The organism is Acetobacter senegalensis (genome assembly GCF_001580995.1).
GTDB lineage: Bacteria > Pseudomonadota > Alphaproteobacteria > Acetobacterales > Acetobacteraceae > Acetobacter > Acetobacter senegalensis.
In genome coordinates this window covers 57116-78422 of record NZ_LHZU01000146.1, presented here as the reverse complement: position 1 = coordinate 78422, position 21307 = coordinate 57116, and the positions used below count along the sequence as shown (strand labels likewise).

Here is a 21307-nt window from a genome sequence, read left to right as displayed (position 1 = left end):
TGCAATGAATGGCCCTCCCGCTGTGGGGAGGGGATGACAATCAGACTCGCGCCCTCAGCGATGAATGAAATACAGGTCTGAATACAGATTTTTCAGCGCGGCCCGGTTTGCGAGGCAACGGCGCACCAGATGGGCGCGAAGATCAACTGCCGCTTTCTGCACCATCGGATCAGAAGAGGGCGCATTGAAGGCAGGGTAGCGGGTGATGCAGGCTTTCAGGTCCGGATCATTCATGTTTACCCCGGCTTTGATCTTTTCCATCAGGGCATCATATTTTTCCGTGATTTCCGTATCCGGGTGCCATTCTGCCAGTGCGGATTTGGTCACGTTATCGCGTACCAGATAGGTGAAGGTCAGGAAGCCCGTTTCCGGTGCAGCGTCTCCTACTTTCACGCTCAGGCGGCAGGAGCGCTGGCTGTAGGGCGGCACGCTGAGTTCCGGCATGGCGGTAGCGCCTGTTACGGAAACTGCGGGCAACGGCGCTGCCTCTGCCGGGGTTTTATCCTTCTGGCCATTGCCCTGTGTGGAGTGCGCGCGCTGCCATGCTTCTGCCAGAACGCCGTCATAACGGTTGGAATAGCAGAAATTGGGGTCAGTCTGCGCGGTTTGCAGAGTCTGCTGATAGGCCTTCTGTTCAGGTGATTCCGCACAGCCAGCAATGCCAAAAGCGGACAGAACAGTAACCACACGCAAGGCTGCTCCCCACTTGAATGGCTTCCGGGTGGGGGAGGAAGCGGAAGAACGCACCGTGACTGACATTGCTCGACTCCTTGATGGCGCAGCCTCTGCGCAGGCGGGAACTGGTGCCTGCTGTCTAAGTCTTTCAGGCAAGCGTTACAACGCTGTGTTTACCGTGCCGCGGGCAACTTATGCACGTGTCAGGCATTTTGAAGAGCAGATGCGTGATGCAAGCACGGCTGGGGGGCTGTCATGTCGCTTTTCATGGCCGGTATGATAATTATGCTTCTCAAGATGAGTTACGGAAGGGTGCCTGATGGCGCCAAGGCCCTGTGCGGTATGTCTGGCAGGGTGGACACAAAGCGGAAAGGTCACAGATGAGCACAGTAGATAGGCCGGGCAGCGATATTGTCTCCCTCAAGCTGACCGGACAGGATCTGGGCGAACTTGAGCAGGCGCTGGCACAGGTTGAATCCGGCAAGGGCGTGCTCGTCAGGCTGGCGGACCTGATGGGGGGCGCGGTTGGGCATGCCGCGCGGCTTGGACTGCGTGGGCTCGGTATGGCCCCCACTATGGAAGACAAGCTGCGCGGGCTGGCTGAGGCCTCCATTGCGCGGGCGTTTGATGTCGCCATCCTCGGCCTGCGCCCGACAGAAGATGCCGCCGTGGAAACCAAGGCATGGCGTACACCGGCCCTTCAGGCAGCGGTTGCTGTGTCCGGTGCTGTCGGCGGCTTTGCCGGGCTGGCCGGGCTGGCTCCGGATATCGGTTTCACCACCTTGACCATCATGCGTGAAATTGGCCGTATTGCCCGTGAAGAAGGGGAAGATCTGTCTGACCCGGATGCGCGCCGTGCGTGTCTGGAAGTGTTCGCGCTGCGGGCGTTCCCCAATGTGCGGCAGGGTGATGAGAGCGAACTTGGCTATTTCTCCGCCCGCGCCCTGTTGCGGGGCCGGCCTGTTGTGATGCTGATTGCGGAAGTGGCTTCTCATTACGGGCTTGCGCTGGGGCAGAAAGTTTCCCTTCAGCTTATGCCCGTTGCGGGTGCGCTCTGCGGGGCCTCTCTGAACACCGCGTTCCTGAATCATTATCGGGCTTTGGCGCGTGCGCACTTCACCATTCGACGGCTTGAGCGGGAGCACGGGCCAGTGGTGCGGGATACCGCTTTGGCCATGCGGGAAACAGTCTACGCCCGCGCAAAAGCGGAATAACAGCGGGGTCTGCTAAATCTCGTCCCCTAAGCTTTTATCCAGCAGGAGGGGAACGCTGACCTTTGTGTCTATCACCAAGCGGCTCGAAGTGTTTGATGCAGCGGCAGGGCCGTTTGGTGGGCAGATCGTGGGCGAGGGGGCTTGGCTGAGGTAACAGAAAGCCTCAGCACTTACAGCGCACTACACGTTCTTAACCAGAGAGCCGCTAATCCAATTCCATTCGATAAGAAAAGGCCACCCGTTCAGTCGGGTGGCCTTTTCTTTTGATATTTAGTCCTGAGATTTGACGGGGCATTGTTTTCGCGGAGCTAAACATTTAGGCGCGGAATACCGTGATTGCAGCGGCCCCGCCTGAGTGGATGGGATAGGCGATTTTCGCTCCTGCTGCGTGACTTCCTGGCGGGAGCTTTACTTCTGCTTGGCTTTCTTGGGTGTAGGTGGAGTTTCATCCAGAATAACGGTGGCAATCAGGGCGGTCAGCAACATGCCGCCGCCTATAATTTCCGCAGTCAAATGGTAGTGCGGGGCAAAAAAAGCCAGCAGGGTACAAACGCCAATACCAATCAGGCAGGCCAGACGCAGGGTAAGGGGCATAGTGGCGGTTCTCAGGCGGTAACAGGGGTGGGGAGAGGCTTGCCCGCAACAAGGGCCGTCACGTTATCCAGCGCGAGCATGCACATGGCTGTGCGGGTTTCAACCGTGGCGCTGCCCGCATGGGGTGTCATGAACACGTTCGGCAGAGCCAGAATACGTGGGTCCGGGTTGGGTTCGTTCTGATAAACATCCAGCCCTGCGCTGAACAGGTGACCAGAACGGAGGGCATCAATCAGAGCGGTTTCATCAACCAGCGCACCACGGGCCGCGTTCACCAGCACACTGCCACGGGGCAGGAGAGCAAGCGTGCGGGCGGTCATAATGGGGCCGCCAGACGGGGCAGCAGGCAGATGCAGGCTGAGGATGTTGCATTTGGGCAGCATGTCCTCAAGGCTTTCATAGTAGGTGGCCCCTTGCTCGTGTGCCGGGTCCAGCCTGCGGCGGTTGTGGTAGAGCACGTTCATCTCAAACCCGCGTGCGCGGCGTGCCACGGCCTGCCCAATGCGGCCCATGCCAATAATGCCAAGCGTTTTACCCGTTACGCGGTGGCCCAGCATTTCATCCATGCCGAGGGTGTGCCCCCAGCCTTTCTTCATGAGCGTATAATATTCCGCAGCCCGGCGGCAGGCGGCGATAATCAACATCATGGCAAGGTCTGCGTTGCAGTCTGTCAACACATCCGGCGTGTTGGAGACGGCAATGCCACGGGCCAGCAGGGCGGGAACATCCAGATGGTCCAGCCCTACGCTTACGGTGGCGATCAGCTTTACGCTTTCCGGCAGGGCCGCAACATCAGCGCCTTTCAGTGGAGAATGATGAGTGACCAGAATGGCAACGGGTTGAAATTCATGTGCCAGTTTGAGAATGGCAGCGGTATCAAGCGGCGTAGTGGGCGGCGGTGGGGCAATGAAATCTGTCTCGATACGTTTTTCAGCAGCGTTCAGCAGACGGACGGAGCGAAGAATACGAGGTTTGGTATCAGACATATGGACAGACCTTGCTGATGAGACAGATTTGAGTTTCCGTGCAGGCAGACTAGCATGAACCCGGCGGAAAACCATGAGGTGCTCAAAACGGAATGCAAAGCGCTGAGTTGTGCATGCCTGTAAACATTTGAGTGACTATCTGCCGGGGGTGTCTGCTTCTGTCCGGGTGTTCGGGCTCAGGCCTAACTCATCCCGCCGCAAGCCGTAAGGAGAGCGTTCAGGAATGTCTGATCAGGGTTTAACGCCGGAACTTATGTTGGGGGCCTATGCCGTGGGCTTGTTTCCCATGGCAGCGGATGCCGAGGATGAAGACCTGCAATGGTATGATCCCGACCCAAGAGGTGTTTTGCCGCTACAGGCGTTCCACCTTCCCCGCAGATTACGCCGCACGGTGCTCTCTGGCCGGTTTGACGTTACGGTCGATCAGGATTTTCCCGCTGTCATGAAAGGCTGTGCTGCCCCTGCGCCGGGGCGGGAGCAGACATGGATCAATAGCGAGATCTACCGTCTGTTCTGTGCCCTGCATGAGATGGGATACGCCCACAGTGTGGAGTGTCGCCAGAATGGTGAACTGGTTGGTGGTCTGTATGGCGTGGCCCTTGGCGGTGCATTTTTTGGAGAAAGCATGTTCAGCCGGGTGACTGATGCATCCAAGGTGGCGCTGGTGCATCTGGTGGCGCGGCTCAGATTATCCGGTTTCATGGTGCTGGATACCCAGTTTGGCACGGATCATCTCACCCGTTTTGGCGGTGTGGAAATACCGGCTGCAGAGTACAAAACCACATTGGAGCGCGCTGTCCACATGCCGCCATGTTGGCAGGCTAACTTCACACCCCAGCAACTGGAAGCCGAGATCAGAACCATGCGGCAAGGTAGCTAGGCTTTCAGTAAATATCAGGTATCAGCCCACAGTGTGTTGCCTGACACCGGATAGGCTTTTGGGCAGGTGTCGGGTGCCCTGAGCGTGCAAGTCCATGTTCTTGACTGTTGGTAGGAAAGGTCCGTTCTCTTCTTCAGAAACGTTATCAGCGAACACGCCTTGTCGCTGTGCAGCTACCCTCCAGTAAAAAGCTGATCTTCCAAATTTTTATCGTGGCGATCACCTCTTGGCCGCAATTCTCACTCTTAATGGGCAACACCCCCAACGGTGCACAGGCTCTCTCCCAATGGGCATGTTTCTCCGGCTGGTGGGGCTGGCAGAGACTCATGAACACGGTAGTAAGACAGTTATGAGACAGAGACGGAAAGAAAGAAGCGAACGCATGATGACTCGCCAGCCGGGCCGCATACTCCGCCAGCTAACCTTGTGTGGCCTGCTGGCTGCAACGCCTCTGGCATGGAGTTTGTCTCTGGCTTCTTCTGCCCATGGGGCTGATCAGGGTGCTGCTGTTCAGCCGGATCATCCGCGGCTTACGCCGGGCCGGGATGCCGTGATTGATTATGTGTTTCAGCCCAAACCCCCAGCTGATCTGGTTCAGGCGGGCAAGGTGCCTCCAGGTCCGTTGCCAGAACGCCATGTGCAGGTTCTGTTTTCAGGCGATGGCGGCCTGATGCGCATCCGTTACATGAAAAGCATGGAAGGGGATGACAGCCGGGGTTCCGTGGTCATCAACCGTGCCGCGCAGGAAGTTCTGATTATTCTGGATGACAGAAAAATCTACACCCGGCTGGTGCAGCAGGAGGTGGCACGCAGCCCGTTCCTTCTGGATATGTCCATGCAGTTTGCGCGCAAGGGGACGTCTCAGGTTACAGGCCAGCCCTGCACCATCTGGAGTGTGCAGTCCACGGAGGGAACAGGCTCTGCCTGCGTAACGGATGACGGTTTTATTCTGGAGCAGGATGGTGTGGATGTGGATGGTCTGAATGGCCACCTGAAAGCCACGCATATTTCCTATGATGATGTACCAGCTAGCGCTTTCATGCCGCCCGCCGGATATCAGGAAATTACGCCACATTCTCCACGTCCCGGTTCAGGAGTTGAGGGAAATGCAGGCTCATTGGCCCCCAGCGGGCCTTCGGGTAGCCCCATCCCGGGTGTTGGCCCCACAACGCAGGTTCCGGCAGGAGACGGGGCCTCAACGGCACCTGAAGGGAGCAGCGCCCAATGAGTTGTGTTCGGCACTCTCGGCAGGGAGAAGGAAGAGCATTGCCTGACAGGAAGAGTATGAGCGAACGCAAAGCACGGGTTCTCCACGGCGCGGGCGTGACCCTTCTACTGGGTTGCGTAGGCCTTGTGTCTGTGCTTCCCGCTCAGGCTCAGGCTCAGGCTCAGGCTCAGGCTCAGGCTCAGGCCGGAGGAGGGAGCATTGGGGATTCTGCCCAGCAAGGTGTCTCACAGGACGCACCCTTCATCACCCCCTCAACGGATGTTGATGTGTTGTATGAAGTCACGTCTCCCATGGGGGATGCTGTGATGAAGCAGCGCATGCGGTGGCAGGTGGCCTCTCTGCGCCAGCGGCTGGACCCTCAGAACTCTGCTGTTTACATGATCACATCCTGGCCGGACCACACCTTGACTGTAGTGGATGAGGCCCGCCGCCGACAAAGTGTGATGCCAGCCCCCAGCCAGGTGCTGACACCGCCTGGTCATATAGCCATGACGGGCACCTATGCGCGTTTGGGTGGTTCCGTAGTGGCAGGAGAACAATGCACATTATGGCGCACGAAAGATACAGACGGGCATGCCAGTGATGTGTGTTACACGGCGGACGGGCTGCTGTTGCAGGTTGCGCAAGGCGGCCAGATTACGGTCAGGGCCCTGAGTGTAAACAGGGTATCGCAACCCGATACGGTGTTTGCCATCCCTGCGGGGCTGAAGAAGGAAGCGCCCGCTACGCCATAACCTTGCCCGCCCTGTTGAGAAGGAAAGGGAATGGGCATGACGCCACAAAACACCAGAGTTCTGGCCTATGCATTGGCCGGTCTGGCAATAGGCGTGCTGGGTAGCACGCCGTCAGGCACCGGGTGGGCACAGACTGGTAAGCAGTCCTCTGGGGTGGCATCTTCTGGTGTTGGTGGGCTGGGTGGCGTAGCGCCGTCCCTCAACGGGCAGGGCGGCGTGGATATCTGTTTTGCGCATCAGAAAAGCGATCATCCTGATACGTTGATGGTTATCCCCTCCGGCACGGTATTTGTGGCGCGCAGGCCAGCGAATGGCCGCAAAGACCCTGCTCAAATGGAAGGGCTGGTGACCACAGAAACCGTAACCCTTACAGAAATGCAGCCATGCGGCATGGCGGATGCCTCCACGCTGGTGTCCAAAACGCGGCACTGGTTGATCAATCCTGTCCGTCCACAGGTGGACGTCACATTCCAGCCCGTGGGGGAAGTGAGTGGAAACGGGGTTGATACGACTTTTGAGGATGAACCATCAGGCTTTCAGGCTGCGGTGAAGGCAGGCATTATCACCGCGCATGTGGAAGGCCCGCTGCATGACACCGTTTATCTGAGCGAAAGCCCCGCTGACATTGAAGACCCGGATGCCCCTTCCGCAGGGACAGGGCCGGAAACCCCCTGATTTTTTCGGGAAGTGGGGCTTCTAGAACAGCTTGCGCAACATCCCGGGCAGGAAGATGGAATACGGGTTCACGTGAAGATCCGGGTTGTCCAGCTTGCCGGAAATGCCAAATTTCATGGCGACAAGCCCTCCATCCTTTTCGGGGCTGAACAACCGGCCAATGGCAGGTAGCTTGCCCGGCAGCTTGTTGATGGCAAAGGCAGGTACCACCGTGCCGTTCAGATCAAGCACGTTGCGGTCCAGATCAATCTTGCCTTCCAGCGTAGCGCCCAAGGCATCATTTCCTGCGCGTCCATCCTGAATGCCCAGAACGCCATCCTTGAAGGTGACGGGCATGGTCAGGTGAGAGATTTCAAATTCCGGCGCTTTGCGGGCGTTGATCCATCCGTAAAGGGAGAGGTTGCGGGCGATCAGCACCGTGCTGGGTGTTTTTGTCAGAACAAAAGGTGTGATGTTCAGCACGCCCTTGAAGGGGGCTGAGGGCAAGGTATCGTCAAAGTTGCCTTGAAGGGTAGCCTGCCCGCCTTCCACGTTGGGCAGAATGTTGAACGCTGCCAGAAAAGCGCCCATGTCGGGAATAGCGACATGCAGGCTGCGTTTGCTGCCGTTGGGTGTGAGATGCATGGCAACCGGCGAGGGGCCGCGCATGGTGAAATGCATGCTTTCCAGCCGCATGCCGTTGTCTTCAAAATGGGCCTTCACACCTTTCAGGGGCTGCCGGGTCTGGTTGTAGAACAGGGAATCCGCCTGCAGATCAATAACCCACGCATTTCCCGGCGGCCCGTGGATGGTGCCGGTTGCCGCTTCTGGCACATGGTATCCGGTGCTGGCGGGTTTGGGGGCTGTGGGGTCTCCTTCCATCAGGGGAGAGAGGTCCAGCGTGGAGGCATAGACGCCAACGCGGATGGTCTTGTCTTGCGCGGCGTATGGGAGCACCAGCCGGGCGTGCCCGGTGGATCGATCAATCCGGAAAGAGGAAATCAGCAGTTCAGGCGGGCGGTTGGGGCGCAGGCGGGCCTGTCCGCGTACATCCAGATTGGGGCCTGTCGCCAGCAGTTTGTTGACGGCCGTGATATGCCCATCCACCAGCGCCAGTTCAGCCGAAACCTGCGCCTTGCGCCCTGCGGCCTTGTGCCATAGCGGGATGAGAATTTTTGCGGGTGTCAGGTTCAGGGCAAGCTCAACCTTTCCCGTGTTATTGGCGAGGCGCGTATAATCTGTCTGAAGTTCAGCGTTCCCGTAAAAATGGTCCCCTACGGCAAAACCACTGGCAATGGCCGTGGCGGGCGTAATGTGGGTGATGACATGGGCTTTCTCCGCAACCTCGGTCGGGGCGAGGGCGCGGAAATCCATGAAATAGCTGACATCAGACGGAAGACTGCTTAATGCGGCATGACCGGTCAGGTTCAGGTTCTGGGCGGTGGCATCAATCTGGATGCGGCCATTGGTGATGGCCCGGCCCATGACAACATTACCCAGATAGGTGCGGGTCAGATCGGCGTGGGCATTGATGGTCATCTGATCGGTCGTGACATCGCTCTCAAGCGGTAAGGTGAGAGAGAGCATGACAGACGCATTGCCCGATGGTTTTGTAAAGCTGATCGGGTGGCGTGAGAGAAGATGCAGCCGCGGTTCGGCCAGTAGAGCCAGAATATCGCGCAGATTGCCGCGCAAAGCGGTTTTGATCGTGCCGTCCTGATCTTTTTTGGTGAGCCCGGTGATATCCATGGAGCCCGGCCCGGCCTCCACCCGGCCAATGCCGGTCGCGCCCACATTTTTATCCGCACGGTTCACCAGTTGGTAGGCGTGGTCAAATGTGATGTGGAGCTTATCCATCCCATCCACTTCCAGATGGGCATTCATCCCCTGTAGGGGGGAGATGGGCCGCAACCAGTGGACAGTCAGGCCCGTAGCGTCCACGCCGCCGGTAATGCCCGTGACATTCAGACCATTCCAGCCTGTATCACTATGCAGGCTGGCAGCCACATGCAGATCATGCGCCAGCCCCTGCGTGATGTTCTTCTTCACCCACAGTCGGCCACCCTTCGCGGCTTTTTCCGGCCAGAACTGGGCAATATTGGCAAAATCAATCTGCGGTATTTCAAGGCTTGCCTGGCCGGAAAGCGCCTGAGGACTGAACAGGTCAGAGGCGCTGAGCGTGGCATGACCGTTGACGGTAATACCTTCTGTTGTGGCGTCGGGCTGATTGGGGTCAAGCAGATCAAGCCGCAGGGCGGTGAGGGAGAGCGTTGCCGGAATATGAGACTGCGAGGCGTGGTTGAGGTCCAGATGCACGGCTGCTGTGCCGTGGTTCAGCAGGTAGTGCGAATGGGCGACAGTCAGCGGTCCTTTGCCAATATCTGCCAGCAGATCCAGCGCATGTGGCAGCAGCCAGAAACTATGTGGCGCGGGTGCAAAAATGGCATCGCCGTTCAGGCTGACCGTATTCCCCACATCTTTCAGGGCGGGGCTCAGCTTGGCAAAACCAGCCGGTTGCGTGGGGGCAACAGATAGATGCCACGTAACCGTATTTTCAGGTGTGCGGGTGCCCGATGCAGTCAGATCCAGCCGGGCATGCGTTTCCTCGCCGGTGATGCTGAACGTGACAGTGCCCGTCACGCCATTTTTGCCCGCTACGGGAAGAAGATGCAGGGTAGTGTCAAACGGCGTGGCAAGCCAGCGGGTGCCGGTAAGCTGATCATTGACCGTTACCCGGGCGTTGTGAACGCTCAGCCGCTCAATGCCTAGCGGATCAAGTGCATTGTTCTGTGACTGATCGGGTGGAACGGAGGGAGCATTCACGTCCAGCCCTACGCTGCCATCCTTGCCCCGGCGCAGCGCAAGACGCACGCCCTCAATATCCACTGTCCGCAAGGCAAGAGAGCCATGCAACATGGCCAGCGGTGCCAGTGTGATACGGGCATCTTCAATTGTGTCGGGCGGGGTGCTGTCTGTTTTGAGAATACGCAGGTTATGCAGATCAAGCATAACAGGCGTGCTCCAGCCATCATGCAGACCATTCCAACGCAGTTCCGCCCGGCCGAGTGTAAGACGTGCGGCAGGCGGCTGGTGGGGGGCACCCGGCATGACGGTTACCGGCAGGAACGGGCGCGCCAGAGGTGTGATGTTGACCGGCCCGAATACCATGCGGAGCATAAGTCCCGCCACCACCAGAAACGGAAGAAGCAGGACGGCCAGCGCCAGAACAGTTAAAACACGCAAAACCCGCTTATGCAGCGGGCGGCGCAGGTCTTGACCTGTGGAAGTCAACGCAGCAACCCTTCGTCCTTCACCAGAATGGTCAGACCATGACGCCTGTTATTCAGTCCCAGTTTAAACATGTGCCCCAGTTCAAGGATGTACGCGCCCGTCGTGGTGAGCATCGCGTCTGGCCGGATGCCAGTTGGCCCGCTGCGGCGGATGCGCAGGCCGCCCAGCATCTTGAGGACGACATGATCACCCTTCTGCGGGATGTGGGCCGGGGGGAGGTTCTTGAACTGCCGGGGGCCATGGAACTGGTGGCCTGCCTTGGGGGCAACAGCCCGTATCTGTCTGATCTGGCCCGGCAAGATCCGCTCTCCTTTGCCGCCTTGTTGCAGGACGGCCCGGAGGCCTGCGCGAAAGACGCGTTTGCGGCATTGGCTGCGTGTGACATTACATCTGGGCGAGAGTATGTTGCCGCCACACTCCGGCGTGCCAAAAAACAGGTGGCCCTGCTGTGTGCCGTGGCTGATCTGGGCGGGTTCTGGCCGCTGGAAGACGTAACGCAAACGCTCAGCCGTCTGGCTGAGGCCGCGTTGGAGGTCTCGGTCAGGCATTTGTTATGGGTCGCCCATCAATCCGGTCAGCTTCAGTTACGTGACCCCAAACGCCCGACATACGGTTGTGGTTTTTTTGTTCTGGCGATGGGAAAGCTCGGGGCACGGGAACTGAATTTCTCCTCCGATATAGACCTGATGGTGCTGTATGACCCCTCAGGTCACAAGCAGCCGGATGCCGTGCGGCGCGTGTTCATCCGTATGACTAGCGATCTTGTCAGCCTCATGGAAGCGCGGGATGCGAATGGCTACGTTTTCCGTACCGATCTTCGTCTGAGGCCGGACCCATCTTCCACGCCAGCCGCAGTCTCGGTGCAGGCTGCCATCCTGTATTATGAAAGCCTTGGCCAGACGTGGGAACGCGCCGCCATGATCAAGGCGCGCCCGGTGGCGGGAGACCTCAAGCTGGGGCGGGATTTTCTGGCGGCCATCCGCCCTTTTGTCTGGCGCCGGCATCTTGATTTCGCGCTGATTGACGATATCCACACCATGAAGGCGCGGATTGACCGTTACCGCAATGTCGGGCGCACCGGCCTTGCCGAGATGCCAGACAGTGTGCTGGCTGATCCAGCCGCCAGCATGCAATGGCTACTAGGCCATAACCTGAAGCTGGGGCAGGGCGGTATTCGGGAAATTGAGTTTATTGCGCAGGCCATGCAGCTTGTGTGGGGTGGTCGCGTGCCTGCTTTGCGTGAGAAAACAACCTTCGGCGCGCTGAAAAAACTGGTGGGCTCAGCTTACATCCCGCGGGAGGAAGCCGAGGTTCTGGCCCGCACCTATCGCCTGCTGCGGGATGCCGAGCACCGGCTGCAAATGCGGGCCGACCACCAGACACACTCCCTGCCCGAACAGCCGGAGGCCTTTCACGCGTTTGCCGTGTTCATGAACTATGCAGACGGTGAAGCTCTGGCACTGGACCTGCTGCCGCGTATGCGTGAAGCAAGGCGTATTTTTGAGCGCCATTTTGTCAGCCAGCCACAGGCGGCGGAAGACGCGGAAACGGCCCTGCTGGCCATTGCGCCGGACGATGAAAACTCCCCCACGCTGCTTCAGAATGTCGGTTTTCCGGCCGATCAGGCGGCAGAAGCCGCGCAGGTTCTGGCCCGCTGGCAAGGCAACAGTCTGCGGGCGCTGCGGTCTGAGCGGGCCCATGCGCTGCTGCGGGCTCTGTTACCTGCCTTGCTGGCCAGCTTTGCCGCGCGCAGTAACCCGCTGGCCTGCTTACGGCGGTTTGATACCTTGCTGGCCCGTCAACATGCCGGGGTGCAGCTTCTCTCCCTGTTTGAACGCAATCCGGCGCTGATAGACCGTATTGCCGCCCTTTTTGATGCCTCTGCCTTTCTGGCCAACCATCTGGCAGATACGCCTTCAGCACTTGAAGGCTTGTTGGAGCCTGAACCGGAAGAGGGGCGGAACGTGCAGGCCCGCCTGCGCCAGTTGGCGGCGGAAGTGGAGCATACAGACCTGCTGGTGACTGCTCTGCGCCCCTTGCTGCGCGGAGAAGAGTTTCGCCTTTCCGTAGCCGTGCTGGAAGGGCGCATGAGCGAAAATGAGGCCGAGCGTGCGCGCACCGCCTTGGCTGATACCATCATGATCGTGCTAAAACATGCGGTAGAGAAAGATCACGTGCGCCGTTACGGGCGCGTGCCCGGTGGTGGCATAACGGTTATTGCTCTGGGCAAGGCGGGTTCCAGAGAAATGATGCCCGGTTCAGACCTTGATCTGCTTTTGATATTTGACCACCCGGAAGAGGTTCAGGCCAGTATTGTGCCTAGAACTCCGCCGCAGAAAACGCCGGAAGGGCTTGTATTGGCCGCCCCGCGCTCCGTTGCCGTGGCCCAATATTATACGCGTCTGGCGCATGCGTTTATTGCAGCGCTAACCGCCCCGGGGCCGGAGGGGCCGCTTTATGCCGTAGATATGCGGTTGCGGCCCTCCGGCGCAGCGGGGCCAGTGGCTGTGTCACGCCGTGCCTTTCTGAAATATCATACGGAGGCCGCCTGGACGTGGGAGCGCATGGCGTTGACGCGCGCCCGTATCATCAGCGCGCCGGTTGGCCTGAAGCGGGAGGTGCAGGACGATCTGCGGCGTATTCTGGATGGTGAGATACAAAGCAAGGCTCCGGTGCCCGCAGGCGTGCTTGAAGATGCGCGGGCCATGCGGGCCCGTCTGGCGCGCGATCTGCCTGCTTCCAGCCCATGGGATATCAAACGGCGCGCAGGCGGCCTGATAGAAGTGGAATTTGTAGCCCAGAGCCTGCAACTGGTGGCGGCTGATAGAAGTGTGCGTGATCCCTGCACCCGTCGGGCGTTGACCCGGCTGGGTAAGGCTGGATTACTAACACCTGACGACACAGCCCTTCTGCTGGAGGCAGATGCCGTCTGGCGGCGACTCCAGTGTCTGCTGCGTCTGCTGTGCGGACCGGTTCCTCCGCTTGATCTGGAGCGGGAGCTTGCACCGCCAACCTTGGCTGTTCTGCTTCACGCCATGGAGATGGAAAGCGTGGTCACACTTCTCACGCGCACAACAGCTCTGGCGCGCAATGTGCGGGCCTGTTTTGCCCGAGTGGTTGGCCCTGTGGCGGAGGGAGACGCCTTCGCCGAAGTGATGGTGGAAGCGAACCTTCCGCATTCCCATACGTAGGACGGTGTGCGTTGGGGCTTCCGGCAGCCATCAGGGGCAGACTAACGTCAAGGGTTGAGGAAGATGGGGAGTGAACGCGGGTCCTCCTCCAAGCTCAAGACGAAGGACTGGACGGACATTCTTGATTTTCATTGGGTCGCGGAAAGCGCAGCCAGTCCAATCTGACGATGTTTTCAGATGCTCGGCTTGATGCGGCTGCCAGTGTGGCATTGACTGCATTCTAGGGAGAGCGAAAGCCGGAAGGCTGCCGCAAGCGTGTCTTCCGGTTTGCGCCTGTGGCCGCTACGGTTGAGAGACAGCGTGTGCCCTAACGCGCGGAACAAGGAGAACCAGCATGGCCGATGAACAGATTTTACAGGAAGGGGATATCGCCCCTGATTTTTCCATGCCAGCCAGCCGTGACCGCCATGTCAGCTTTGCTGACTTTAAAGGCAAACCCTTTGTGCTCTATTTCTACCCCAAGGCAGACACGCCCGGCTGCACGAAGGAAGCATGCGGGTTTAATGAGGCGCTAAAGCAGTTTGAGTCTGCCGGTTTGAGCGTTATTGGCGTCTCTCGTGATCCCGTGAAAAAGCTGGATGCTTTTGCCGATAAATTTGATCTCACCTTTCCGCTTGCATCTGATGAAAAAGGAGACGTGACGGAAGCCTATGGCGTGTGGGGAGAGAAGTCTCTGTACGGAAAAACCTATATGGGTATTGATCGTACAACGTTTCTGATTGGCGCAGATGGTAAAATTGCCCGCATCTGGCGTAAGGTCAAAGTGCCGGGGCATGTTGAGGCTGTGCTGGAAGCGGCGCAAGCTCTGTAAGTCATATATCTGCGGGGCACAAAGACTATGGGGCTGCATTCAGGCCCATAGTCAGCCCCCGCTGATTGATCCTGAGCTGCGAGGCGAGATGCAGCTTCCAGCCGACGCTGTAAGATTTCCTGATGATGTGGCTCAGCAGGATGAACCCAGCCAAACCGTGCGGCTGGGGAAGAAAAAGTCGGAAACCGGCTGGGTCTTACCAGCCGGAGTAATAGCCACCCGGAGCAGCATAATAGCCGGGTGCAGGTGCCACTGGCACAGCCGGGACAGCATAAACCGGCGGCGGCGGAGGTGGCGGCGGCGCATAGGCCACGGGCGGGGGTGGTGCTGCATTGCCAAGGGCGGCTCCGGCCAGAGCCCCAACAGCCAGCCCACCAATAACGGCTCCGGCAATGGCTCCGCCATTTCCACCCCGGTGCCAGCCGCGGGGGCCACCGCCCCAGTAGCCACGCGGCGGCGGCGGAGAATGCCAGCGCGGGCCACCGCCCCAATTGGGGCCAGGATGCGCCTCGGCTGCCGGAACGCTTGCCAGCGCAGTGCCAGCAATAATGGGCAGAGCAAGAAGAAGTTTTGTCATACGGCGCATGATGTATGCCTCCTGAAAACGGGAAGGGAGAGGCGAACCACTCCTCTTCTCTGCTTTCAAATAATGCGCTCGCTCATGGCAATTTAAAGGCCCATTGCGGGCGATTTTGGCCGCTTCCTAATTTTTTTGTAATGTATGAGGCGTGGAAGAGCCGTTTTCTTCGCTGAGCCGATCGGTTTTGCGCAGGGTCAGCACCGTCAGCAATGTGACAGCCGCGCAGATGGAAACATAATAGGCAAACCAGATGTCATGCCCGGCCTGACGGCACCAGAGCGCAATATACTCCGTGGTACCCCCGAACAGGGAAACGGTAACGGCATAAGGCAGAGCCACCCCCAATGCACGGACCTGCGTAGGGAACAGTTCAGCCTTCACGATGGCGTTGATGGATGTATAGCCGGAGGCAATGCCCAGGGCTCCCGTAATCAGCCCGAAGGCTGCCCATGGAGAATGGACGCCGGAGAGGAGTGTCAGCAGCGGAACAGTGCCCAACGTTGCGCAAATGCCAAAATAAAGCAGAAGCGGTTTACGCCCGATCCGGTCAGACAAGGCCCCGAACGCAGGCTGCATCAATGCGAAGGCAAGCAGTGACGCGGAGGACACCAGCGTGGCGGTGTCCTTGGGGAAACCAAGCGTGTTGGCGAGGTATTTCTGCATGTAGATGGTGTACGTATAGAACACCACCGTGCCACCCAGCGTCATGCCGCATACGGTCAGGACGGAGCGCTTATGCTGGAGCAGAACGCGCAGGCCGCCTTGTTCATGTTTTTCATGGCTGCGCTCAAAGCGTTCACTTTCCTGCATCTGCCGCCGAAGCCAGAAGATCAGCACTGCACCAGCAGCACCCAGCAGGAAGGGAATACGCCAGCCCCATACTTCAATCTGATGGGGCGTCAGAAACACATACTGCATCAGCAGCAGGATAATGAGCGCGAGCAACTGGCCCATGACAAGCGTGACGTAGAGAAAACCGGACCAGAAACCGCGGTTCTGTGGGCTGGACATCTCCGCCAGATAGGTGGCGGAGGCTCCATATTCTCCCCCCAGGCTGAGGCCCTGCACCAAGCGCGCCACAAGCAGCACGGCGGGCGCCAGCAGGCCGATCTGCGTATAGGTGGGGCAGACGGCAATGGCGAGAGAGCCCAGGCACATGGCGGTAACAGAAAGTGTCAAAGCCCAGCGACGACCATAGCGGTCAGCCGCTACGCCCAGCAGCCAGCCGCCGATGGGGCGCATGAAAAAGCCAACGGCAAAAATGGCGGCAGCGTTCAGAAGTTCTGCGGTTTCATTGCCACGGGGGAAAAAGGCGTGTGCGAAGTAAATGGTGAAAGAGGAGTAAACATACCAGTCATAATATTCCAGCAGGTTCCCGGCGGACCCTGCCAGAATACCACGCAGACGCTGCGCCGTGGTCATTCCGGATCTCCGTTGTTTTTAAAAAGCCTGAGAACTGTTTGAAAAGCGCAGCCACGCGCCCTGACAGACATTTCAAACAGTCTCTAAGCCGGTTCTGATGCAGAAGTTGCGTGGCAGACTGGACGGAGCAGTCTGCCCTTATTCGGTTTTCCGGTTTTCAAGCGCGGCACGAAGTTGGGTTGTATCCAGCGCATTTTCCCACCGGGAAATGACAATGGCGGCCACCGCGTTCCCCACCAGATTGGTGAGAGACCGACATTCTGACATGAAGCGGTCAATACCCAGAATAAGCGCCATGCCCGCCACAGGCACGGTTGGCACAACGGATAGGGTGGCTGCCAGCGTGATAAAGCCTGCACCAGTTACCCCCGCAGCCCCTTTGGAACTGACCATGGCCACCAGCAGCAGCGCCGTCTGCTCGCCAAGGCTGAGGTGCACATCTGTGGCCTGAGCAATGAACAGGGCGGCGAGTGTCATGTAGATGTTGGTGCCATCCAGATTGAAAGAATAGCCCATGGGCACTACCAGCCCCACAATTCCTTGCGGGCAGCCAGCGTTTTCCAGTTTGGAAATAAGGCCGGGCAGGGCAGATTCAGAAGAACTGGTGCCAAGCACAATCAACAGTTCTTCCTTCAGGTAGCTTAGCAGACGCAGGATGCTGAACCCCATCAGGCGGGTGACAATGCCAAGAATGCCGCACACAAAAAGAATGGCCGTAAGGTAAAAGGCCAGCACCAGTTCGATCAGGTGGCCAATAGACGCCACACCAAACTTGCCGACCGTAAACGCCATGGCGCCAAATGCCCCGATAGGCGCCACATACATCACCAGTCGCACCACGCCGAACACCAGTTCCGTCAGGCTGCGGAACAGGGTCAGCACTTTTTCCCCCGCAGGCCCCATCTTGGCCAGACTGATACCAAACAGGATGGCCACCAGCAGAACCTGAAGAATTTCGCCAGATGTGAAGGCCCCTGCCGTTGTGGCGGGGATGATGCGCATCAGGAATTCTGTAAACGAGTGCGAGTGGGCTTCACTCACAAAGGAGGCCACGGACCCAGCATCCAGAGATTCCGGCTTGATATGCAGCCCGGCGCCGGGGCGCGCCACGTTGGCGACAATCATGCCCACAACAAGCGCGAAAGTGGAGAAAAACAGGAAGTAGGCCATGGCCTTGCCTGCCACGCGGCCTGTCTGCTTCAGGTCTGCCATACCGGCAATGCCGGTGCACACAGTCAGAAAAATAACTGGCGCGATCACCATCTTGATCAGTTTGACAAAACCATCCCCCAGAGGGCGGAGCGATGCGCCGATATTGGGGAAAAAATATCCAACCAGAATGCCTGTAACAACAGCAATAATAACCTGAAGATACAAAGAATGGCTGCGACCGGAAGCAGAAGAATGGCTAGGCAGGGACACGCGTAAGTTTCCTGTTTGTTCGTTATTCTTGTAAAGCAGCTATTTGCGCGGCAAACCTCATACCATTGTTATCAAAGGGATGTCATTGCATTGTCGTGATAAGAGTGAATTGGATCATCACATGTTGCATGCATGCCCCTTTTTTCCGGCGGGGTGATCAGAAGGGCTTATGGAGAATAGTGTGCTGCTTGTGGGCGTTGCTGTAGGGGCGCTCGTGCTGGGTGCGGTGATGGTCCTGTTTTTGCGTCCCCGCCCGCAGGAAGGCGGGGCGGATGCTGATCTGCTGGCCAAGCTGTATGTGTTGATAGAGCGCGAGGCAGCAGTCAGCCGATCGGAGGTAGCGCAGCAACGCGGCACCCTCTCTGAAATGGAGCGGGGCATGATGGCGCGGATCGAACAGATGCGCGCGGAAATGGCCGAACGGCTGGGCGGCATAGCGGGCAGCATGGGGCGAGAGCAGGCCGAAGCCCGCGCAGCGCAGTCGGAAGCTCTACGTGAAATGGCCGAGGCTTCTGCCCGTCAGTTGGGGGCCATTCGCACAGCGGTGACAGAGCAGTTGCATGAGGCTGTTGAACGCCAGATGCAGACCTCTTTCCAGCGCGTGCTGGAGCAGTTTTCCGCCATGCAGAAGGCTATGGGGGAGGTCCGCGCCATGACAGCGCAGATTGGTGATCTCAAACGTCTGTTCAGTAATGTGAAGACCCGTGGTGGCTGGGGGGAGGCGCAGCTCAAAGCCATTCTGGATGATGTGCTGCCCGAAGGCGCGTATGAGTCAAACGTGCGGCTGGGGCCCGGGAATGATGTGGTTGAATTTGCCATCCGCATGCCGGTGCGCGCCAGCACGCCGCCCGTTATGGCCATTGACAGCAAATTCCCTACCGAGGCGTACGAGCGCCTCCTGAACGCGGCAGAAGAAGGGGATGCGGTGGGGGAAAAGGCTGCACGCAAGGCGCTTGAAAACACGATGCGGCTGGAAGCGCGTAAAATTGCCGCCAAATACATTCAACCGCCCAGAACGGTTGAATTTGCCGTGCTCTATCTGCCAACCGATGGATTGTATGCGGAGGCCGCGCGTATTCCGGGCCTGTTTGATGAAATCAGCCGGACCTGCCGTGTCATGATCATGGGGCCAGCCCTGATGCCCGCCATGTTGCGCACGGTGCATCTGGGGTATGTGACCCTCGCGCTGGAAGACCGGACGGAAACAATAGCCCGGCTGTTGGGGGCCACCCGTCAGGAAATGATCAAGATGGACGGCGTGCTGGAAAAACTGGCCCGAAATGCACAGGCCATGTCTTCCTCCATTGAGGAAGCGCGGCGACGCACGCGGGTTGTCAGCCGCCGTTTGCGAGAACTTGATGGCCCGGAAGACACGGAAGGGAGTATGGTGCCTGAAAGCACGGCCCGGAAACCAGAGGGAGAAGGGGGACTTCCCCCAGCAGGTGTCTCTCACTCTGAAATGGAATTTACTGGCGTAACCCCACAGAAGACAGCATCAGAACAGATATGAATGACGAAACGGCATTGGAAACAGCACAGGGTGATAACGGCATAGGGCAGGAAAATCAGCCCCGTGGCGCGGTTCTTCTGATAGAAGACGATAGCACCATTGCTGAAGAAATTGTTGGGGAACTGACAGCCCACGGTCTGGATGTGCAACATCGCGCCACAGGCGATGCTGGCCTTGCGGCGGCGCTGGCGGGTGGTGTGGATGTGATGGTGGTGGACCGTCTGCTGCCCGGCATGGATGGCCTGACGGTTATCGAAACCCTGCGTCAGCGCGGCATCCGCACGCCTGTTCTTGTACTGTCTGCTCTCTCCGCCGTGGATGACCGCGTCACCGGCCTGAAGGCGGGCGGTGATGATTACCTGACCAAGCCCTTTGCCATGGAAGAACTGCTGGCACGGGTTGAGGCGTTGCTGCGCCGTCCGGATGATACCCGCAGCACGCGCCTGCGCGTGGGGCCGTTGGAGATGGATCTGATCGAGCGCCGCGTCTGGCGGGATGGGCGAGAGATTGAACTGCTGCCGCGTGAGTTCCGGCTTCTGGAATATCTGATGCGCAGGCCGGATCAGGTGCTCACCCGGTCCATGTTGCTGGAAGATGTGTGGCAGTATCGTTTTATTCCGCGCACCAATCTGGTGGATGTGCATATCGGTAAACTGCGTCGCAAGGTTGATGCTCCAGGTGAGGAACCATTGATCAGGAGCATTCGCGGCACCGGATTCCTGCTGCGTGTTCCTGACTGAGCTTTTCCGCACCGCCGCATTCCGCCTCACTCTTATGGCGTTGGCCGCCATGGCGGGCGTGATGGTGATGCAGTTCGCGCTGGTATATACGCAGATGGAGGCGGTGGAATCTCATCGTTCTACTGAACTGCTGCGTGGTGAAGCCAAACTGCTTGCCGAAATGACGCCGGAGCATCTGGAATACGTTATCCGGAAGCGTGCGACGGATGATATGCGGCTGGTTATCAGCAGCGCGGGGCTGTTTGACCCCGGCCATGCCCTGATTACGGGTGATCTGCGGTCCTGGCCTCGGGGCCTGAAAGCAGACGGCAAACCTCATAATATTGAAATCTACCCGGAAGAAGGGGCCGCCTATCCGCTGCGCCTGCTGGCTGTCACGCTGGCGGATGGCAATATTCTGGTGCTGGGGCGCAGCTTTCATCTTCTGGCAGAACAGAAACTTATGCTCCGGCATGCCACGGTGCTGGCGGCCGTGCCGACCTTGCTGTTCGCGCTGTTGCTGGGGATGGTGCTCAGCCACCGCGCCCTCTCCCGTGTGAAAGACATGCATGAGGCGATAGACCTGATTATGGCAGGCGATATTCATGAACGCCTGCCGGCGGGCAAGGAGCGTGATGATCTGGAACGGCTTGCGGGAAGTGTGAACCGCATGCTGGACCGGCTGGAAAGCCTGATGAATGGCATGCGCGAGGTGGGGAACGATATCGCCCATGATCTGCGCACACCGCTCTCCCGCGTGCGGGCCAAGCTGGAGCGGGCGCTTTCCACCGGCGGCCCGCGCGATACGCTGGAGGGGGCTGTCTCCCGCGCAGTGGATGATCTGGACCAGTGTCTGGCAATTATCACGGCTTTGCTGCGGATTGCTGAAATTGAAAGCAGCCGTCGTCGGGCTGGCTTTGCTTCCCTCAATCTGGCCGATCTGGTGGCGGATGTTGTGGATCTGTATGAGCCCATTGCGGAAACGGAAGGAATCCACCTTGTCACGCAGGTAGGCACTACACCGGTTCAGATAGATGGGGACAGGCATCTGCTGATCGAGCTTCTGGCTAATCTGGTGGACAACGCCATCAAGTTCACGCCGGAGGGCGGGCAGGTGACGGTGGCCGTCATGCGGCAGGCGGACAAAGCCGTTTTGGCGGTTACGGATACCGGGATCGGGATAGCCCAAGGCGAGCGCGAAGCCGTGCTGACCCGTTTTTATCGCTCTGACAAAAGCCGACACGTGCCCGGAAGCGGGCTTGGACTCAGTCTGGTCTCAGCCATTGCGCATATGCATGACGCCACTGTGGTGGTGGAGGAAGGGGCAGGCGGGCGAGGCACCTGCTTCAGGATTATATTTCAATGACAAATGCATTTATACGGCCTGATTAAAAGC

General features: G+C 58.7%; 17 protein-coding genes. 10 read left to right on the top strand and 7 right to left on the bottom strand.

Annotated features, from left to right (window positions below):
• Window positions 1-54: 54 nt before the first annotated feature.
• A complete protein-coding gene (locus AD948_RS15570; protein ID WP_061472602.1) occupies window positions 55-759 on the bottom strand; it encodes a hypothetical protein in 705 nt (234 codons plus the stop codon).
• A 296-nt stretch (window positions 760-1055) separates the two neighbouring features.
• Here AD948_RS15570 and AD948_RS15565 point away from each other — a divergent pair, with 296 nt between their 5' ends.
• On the top strand, window positions 1056-1889 hold the full coding sequence (locus AD948_RS15565; protein WP_039903230.1) for an EcsC family protein: 834 nt from the start codon (window positions 1056-1058) through the stop codon (window positions 1887-1889).
• 408 nt (window positions 1890-2297) lie between these two features.
• On the opposite strand, the gene AD948_RS15560 is transcribed toward AD948_RS15565, so the two are convergent.
• Together AD948_RS15560 and AD948_RS15555 are read right to left on the bottom strand one after the other, a co-directional pair.
• Window positions 2298-2483 carry a hypothetical protein gene (locus AD948_RS15560; RefSeq protein WP_061472601.1) on the bottom strand — a complete coding sequence of 62 codons (186 nt, stop codon included), beginning with the start codon at window positions 2481-2483 and terminating at the stop codon, window positions 2298-2300.
• Between the two features lie 11 nt (window positions 2484-2494).
• Entirely contained in the window at window positions 2495-3469 is a 975-nt protein-coding gene (locus tag AD948_RS15555) for a 2-hydroxyacid dehydrogenase (protein WP_061472600.1), read from the bottom strand.
• Between the two features lie 223 nt (window positions 3470-3692).
• Here AD948_RS15555 and aat point away from each other — a divergent pair, with 223 nt between their 5' ends.
• From aat to AD948_RS15535, 4 genes are all read left to right on the top strand, one after another.
• Entirely contained in the window at window positions 3693-4349 is a 657-nt protein-coding gene (gene aat, locus AD948_RS15550) for a leucyl/phenylalanyl-tRNA--protein transferase (protein WP_006557283.1), read from the top strand.
• 382 nt (window positions 4350-4731) lie between these two features.
• The gene (locus AD948_RS15545) at window positions 4732-5577 is read left to right on the top strand and encodes a DUF4412 domain-containing protein (protein ID WP_248846066.1); all 846 of its coding nucleotides are present in this window, start codon (window positions 4732-4734) and stop codon (window positions 5575-5577) included.
• 56 nt (window positions 5578-5633) lie between these two features.
• Window positions 5634-6311, top strand: a complete 678-nt coding sequence (locus AD948_RS15540; RefSeq protein ID WP_248846065.1) for a hypothetical protein — start codon at window positions 5634-5636, stop codon at window positions 6309-6311.
• Window positions 6312-6347: 36 nt separating this feature from the next.
• Entirely contained in the window at window positions 6348-6986 is a 639-nt protein-coding gene (locus AD948_RS15535; protein ID WP_156479061.1) for a hypothetical protein, read from the top strand.
• A 21-nt stretch (window positions 6987-7007) separates the two neighbouring features.
• Here the strand turns inward: AD948_RS15535 and AD948_RS15530 are convergent, their stop codons facing one another.
• A complete protein-coding gene (locus tag AD948_RS15530; protein ID WP_061472599.1) occupies window positions 7008-10256 on the bottom strand; it encodes an AsmA-like C-terminal region-containing protein in 3249 nt (1082 codons plus the stop codon).
• A 38-nt stretch (window positions 10257-10294) separates the two neighbouring features.
• On the opposite strand from AD948_RS15530, the gene AD948_RS15525 reads away from it, so the two are divergent.
• A complete protein-coding gene (locus tag AD948_RS15525; RefSeq protein WP_156479060.1) occupies window positions 10295-13447 on the top strand; it encodes a bifunctional [glutamine synthetase] adenylyltransferase/[glutamine synthetase]-adenylyl-L-tyrosine phosphorylase in 3153 nt (1050 codons plus the stop codon).
• Between the two features lie 334 nt (window positions 13448-13781).
• The gene (gene bcp, locus AD948_RS15520; RefSeq protein ID WP_061472598.1) at window positions 13782-14258 is read left to right on the top strand and encodes a thioredoxin-dependent thiol peroxidase; all 477 of its coding nucleotides are present in this window, start codon (window positions 13782-13784) and stop codon (window positions 14256-14258) included.
• Between the two features lie 196 nt (window positions 14259-14454).
• Here the strand turns inward: bcp and AD948_RS15515 are convergent, their stop codons facing one another.
• The 3 genes from AD948_RS15515 to AD948_RS15505 all read right to left on the bottom strand — a co-directional run bounded on the left by AD948_RS15515 (window position 14455) and on the right by AD948_RS15505 (window position 17682).
• Window positions 14455-14844 (bottom strand): hypothetical protein, encoded by a 390-nt coding sequence (locus AD948_RS15515; protein ID WP_006559122.1) that lies wholly within the window; start codon window positions 14842-14844, stop codon window positions 14455-14457.
• Window positions 14845-14961: 117 nt separating this feature from the next.
• Window positions 14962-16260 (bottom strand): MFS transporter, encoded by a 1299-nt coding sequence (locus tag AD948_RS15510; RefSeq protein WP_006559123.1) that lies wholly within the window; start codon window positions 16258-16260, stop codon window positions 14962-14964.
• Window positions 16261-16398: 138 nt separating this feature from the next.
• The gene (locus AD948_RS15505; RefSeq protein ID WP_061472597.1) at window positions 16399-17682 is read right to left on the bottom strand and encodes a dicarboxylate/amino acid:cation symporter; all 1284 of its coding nucleotides are present in this window, start codon (window positions 17680-17682) and stop codon (window positions 16399-16401) included.
• 169 nt (window positions 17683-17851) lie between these two features.
• Here AD948_RS15505 and AD948_RS15500 point away from each other — a divergent pair, with 169 nt between their 5' ends.
• The 3 genes from AD948_RS15500 to AD948_RS15490 are packed head-to-tail and all read left to right on the top strand — an operon-like array spanning window position 17852 to window position 21277.
• Window positions 17852-19192, top strand: a complete 1341-nt coding sequence (locus AD948_RS15500) for a DNA recombination protein RmuC (protein WP_061472596.1) — start codon at window positions 17852-17854, stop codon at window positions 19190-19192.
• The gene (locus AD948_RS15495; protein WP_061472595.1) at window positions 19189-19932 is read left to right on the top strand and encodes a response regulator transcription factor; all 744 of its coding nucleotides are present in this window, start codon (window positions 19189-19191) and stop codon (window positions 19930-19932) included. The genes AD948_RS15500 and AD948_RS15495 overlap by 4 nt, the downstream gene beginning before the upstream one ends.
• Window positions 19919-21277 carry a sensor histidine kinase gene (locus AD948_RS15490; protein ID WP_082666527.1) on the top strand — a complete coding sequence of 453 codons (1359 nt, stop codon included), beginning with the start codon at window positions 19919-19921 and terminating at the stop codon, window positions 21275-21277. The genes AD948_RS15495 and AD948_RS15490 overlap by 14 nt, the downstream gene beginning before the upstream one ends.
• Window positions 21278-21307: the final 30 nt, after the last annotated feature.

Bases quoted from the DNA above. Each gene is read 5' to 3' on its own strand.
- AD948_RS15500 (WP_061472596.1), top strand. From the start codon at position 17,852: ATGGAGAATAGTGTGCTGCTTGTGGGCGTTGCTGTAGGGGCGCTCGTG.
- AD948_RS15570 (WP_061472602.1), bottom strand. From the start codon at position 759: ATGTCAGTCACGGTGCGTTCTTCCGCTTCCTCCCCCACCCGGAAGCCA.
- AD948_RS15525 (WP_156479060.1), top strand. From the start codon at position 10,295: ATGACGCCTGTTATTCAGTCCCAGTTTAAACATGTGCCCCAGTTCAAG.
- AD948_RS15515 (WP_006559122.1), bottom strand. From the start codon at position 14,844: ATGCGCCGTATGACAAAACTTCTTCTTGCTCTGCCCATTATTGCTGGC.
- AD948_RS15555 (WP_061472600.1), bottom strand. From the start codon at position 3,469: ATGTCTGATACCAAACCTCGTATTCTTCGCTCCGTCCGTCTGCTGAAC.
- aat (WP_006557283.1), top strand. From the start codon at position 3,693: ATGTCTGATCAGGGTTTAACGCCGGAACTTATGTTGGGGGCCTATGCC.
- AD948_RS15560 (WP_061472601.1), bottom strand. From the start codon at position 2,483: ATGCCCCTTACCCTGCGTCTGGCCTGCCTGATTGGTATTGGCGTTTGT.
- AD948_RS15565 (WP_039903230.1), top strand. From the start codon at position 1,056: ATGAGCACAGTAGATAGGCCGGGCAGCGATATTGTCTCCCTCAAGCTG.
- AD948_RS15540 (WP_248846065.1), top strand. From the start codon at position 5,634: ATGAGCGAACGCAAAGCACGGGTTCTCCACGGCGCGGGCGTGACCCTT.
- bcp (WP_061472598.1), top strand. From the start codon at position 13,782: ATGGCCGATGAACAGATTTTACAGGAAGGGGATATCGCCCCTGATTTT.
- AD948_RS15510 (WP_006559123.1), bottom strand. From the start codon at position 16,260: ATGACCACGGCGCAGCGTCTGCGTGGTATTCTGGCAGGGTCCGCCGGG.
- AD948_RS15495 (WP_061472595.1), top strand. From the start codon at position 19,189: ATGAATGACGAAACGGCATTGGAAACAGCACAGGGTGATAACGGCATA.
- AD948_RS15545 (WP_248846066.1), top strand. From the start codon at position 4,732: ATGATGACTCGCCAGCCGGGCCGCATACTCCGCCAGCTAACCTTGTGT.
- AD948_RS15535 (WP_156479061.1), top strand. From the start codon at position 6,348: ATGACGCCACAAAACACCAGAGTTCTGGCCTATGCATTGGCCGGTCTG.